Genomic DNA, 2,344 nt, shown 5'->3' on the forward strand with positions numbered 1-2,344 from the left:
TATATTTTGCCTTTATACCCGCTTTGGATCAGGTTGTTGACTACTGAGTAGCCTATTTTGCCGGGTGTCTTTGAAGCGCCGACCACTGCTATGGACGCGGGACTGGTTAAACTGTTTGTCACGTTCAGATCACTGCACCTTCTTTTCATCTGAAACCCCAAAAACCGTATTTTCATCCTGATTTTTAGTCTCTCTTGTTATACCTTTACAGGTTTTAAACATCCGTTCAATTTTAGCTGTTTTTCTATATTCTCTAATTTAGCCTTTGCTGTGGTGATAAATAAGCTTACATTAATCCACCCGTACTTTTCATCGTATACATAGGCCGTTTTCACAGGATTCTTACTCATTCTTTAATCCTTCTTCCCGAAATAAGCATTAATGGCTTTCGCGGCAATGCGCCCAGCCCCCATCGCCAGGATAACTGTGGCCGCACCCGTTACCACATCTCCACCGGCAAAAACACCTGGTTTTGAAGTAGCGCCTGTTTCAGGATTCGCAATAATGTTGCCTTTCTTATTGCATTCCAGCCCCCTGGTGGTCCTGGTTACCAACGGGTTTGGACCCTGGCCGACAGCAACTATGACAGTGTCCATTTCCATGAGAAATTCTGACCCTTTAATTGGAACGGGGCTGCGCCTGCCGGAAGCGTCAGGTTGGCCTAATTCGTAGCGCAGGCATTCCAGCCCTGTCACCCAGTAGTCATTGTTGTATAAAATTTTGGTGGGGCTGGTCAGAAACGCGAACTTGACGCCTTCTTCCTCAGCGTGTTCTACTTCCTCGCGCCGCGCAGGCATTTCCAGCCTGGAACGCCGGTAAACAATCCAGGCCTCTTCAGCGCCCAGGCGCAGGGCTGTTCGCGCTGCGTCCATAGCCACGTTGCCGCCGCCCAGGACGGCTACCCTCTCCCCAACTCTAAGGGGAGTATCGTATTCAGGGAAACAGTATGATTTCATTAAGTTAGCCCGGGTAAGAAATTCGTTTGCCGTATAAACACCGCAGGCGTTCTCGCCGGGTATTTGCATGAAATATGGCAGTCCGGCGCCGGTGCCGATGAAGACAGCGTCATAGCCTTCTTCTTCGATCAGCTCGTCCACCGTGGCAAACTTGCCTACCACAGCGTTGACTATTATCTCCACACCCAGTTTTTTCAGGTTTTCAATTTCGGCCTGAACTACCGCCTTGGGCAGCCTAAACTCGGGGATGCCGTACATGAGCACGCCGCCGGCCACGTGCAGTGCTTCGAATATGGTTACTTTATGGCCGAGCTTGGCCAGGTCTGCCGCACAGGTCAGGCCAGACGGCCCCGAACCAACCACTGCGACTCTTTTGCCGGTAAGGGGGGCAACCGTTTGAGGCAGCACCCCGTTGGCAAGTTCCCAGTCGGCGCAGTACCTTTCGATTCTGCCAATCCCCACGGCATCGTACTTTTTACTCAGGGTGCAGTATTTTTCACACTGGCTTTCCTGGGGGCAAACACGGCCGCAGACAGCCGGCAGCGCGTTCTTTTCCTTCAGTTTCCTGATAGCGCCGCTAAAGTCTTTTTGGGAGACCAGGCCAATGAAGGCAGGTATGTCCACTTCCACAGGGCAGCCCTGGCGACACGGAGCGTTTTTGCACTGCAGGCAGCGGCCGGCCTCGGCCAGTACTGCCTCTTCACTATAACCAAGCGCCACTTCGTTGAAGTTATCGACCCGTTCCAATGGGTCACGGACAGGCATGGGATTTTTATAAGGTACAATAATTTTCTTTTGAGCCATTACCTGTCACCTCCGCAGCCGCAGCCGCACTTGTGGGCGCCCTGGCTGTTGTATCTTTGCAGGGCGATCTGTTCCTGGGGCTTGTATATGACTGACCGCCTGGACATCTCGGCGAAATCCACCTGATGCCCGTCAAACTCGGGGCCGTCGACGCAGGCGAACTTGGTCCGGCCGCCCACGGTGACGCGGCAGCAGCCGCACATGCCGGTGCCGTCCACCATGATTGAGTTGAGGCTGACGATGGTTTTCAGGTTGTACTTTTTGGTCAGGTCGCACACGGCGCGCATCATGGGCAGGGGGCCGATGGCCACGCAGAGGGCGATGTCTCCTTTTTCTTCAATGGCTTCTTTGAGCAGGTCGGTGACAAATCCTTTGCGGACGTATGACCCGTCGTCGGTGGTGACTCTGAGCTCGCTGCAGGCGGCGCGCATTTTGTCTTCCCAGAAGAGCAGCTCTTTGGTGCGGGCGCCGATGATGCCTGTGACCCGGTTGCCGGCTTCTTTTAAGGCTCTGGCGATAGGATGCACGGGGGCGACTCCCACGCCGCCGCCGACGCAGGCGACGCGGCCGTAATTCTCGATGTG

General features: G+C 54.2%; 4 protein-coding genes. All 4 read right to left on the reverse strand.

Annotated features, from left to right (window positions below; all coding sequences use genetic code 11):
* Positions 1-176 (reverse strand): CoA-binding protein (locus Pmgp_RS19045; RefSeq protein ID WP_345789164.1); only part of this gene is annotated, 176 nt, incomplete at its 3' end.
* Positions 177-197: 21 nt separating this feature from the next.
* On the reverse strand, positions 198-350 hold the full coding sequence (locus Pmgp_RS19950) for a hypothetical protein (RefSeq protein WP_192903038.1): 153 nt from the start codon (positions 348-350) through the stop codon (positions 198-200).
* A 3-nt stretch (positions 351-353) separates the two neighbouring features.
* The gene (gene gltA, locus Pmgp_RS19050; protein ID WP_134216237.1) at positions 354-1,760 is read right to left on the reverse strand and encodes an NADPH-dependent glutamate synthase; all 1,407 of its coding nucleotides are present in this window, start codon (positions 1,758-1,760) and stop codon (positions 354-356) included.
* A partial coding sequence (locus Pmgp_RS19055; protein ID WP_134216239.1) for a sulfide/dihydroorotate dehydrogenase-like FAD/NAD-binding protein occupies positions 1,760-2,344 on the reverse strand: 585 nt, incomplete at its 5' end. The genes Pmgp_RS19055 and gltA, both read right to left, overlap by 1 nt.

Origin of the sequence: Pelotomaculum propionicicum, from assembly GCF_004369225.1 — a bacterium.
GTDB lineage: Bacteria > Bacillota > Desulfotomaculia > Desulfotomaculales > Pelotomaculaceae > Pelotomaculum_B > Pelotomaculum_B propionicicum.

Bases quoted from the DNA above. Each gene is read 5' to 3' on its own strand.
- Pmgp_RS19950 (WP_192903038.1), bottom strand. From the start codon at position 350: ATGAGTAAGAATCCTGTGAAAACGGCCTATGTATACGATGAAAAGTAC.
- gltA (WP_134216237.1), bottom strand. From the start codon at position 1,760: ATGGCTCAAAAGAAAATTATTGTACCTTATAAAAATCCCATGCCTGTC.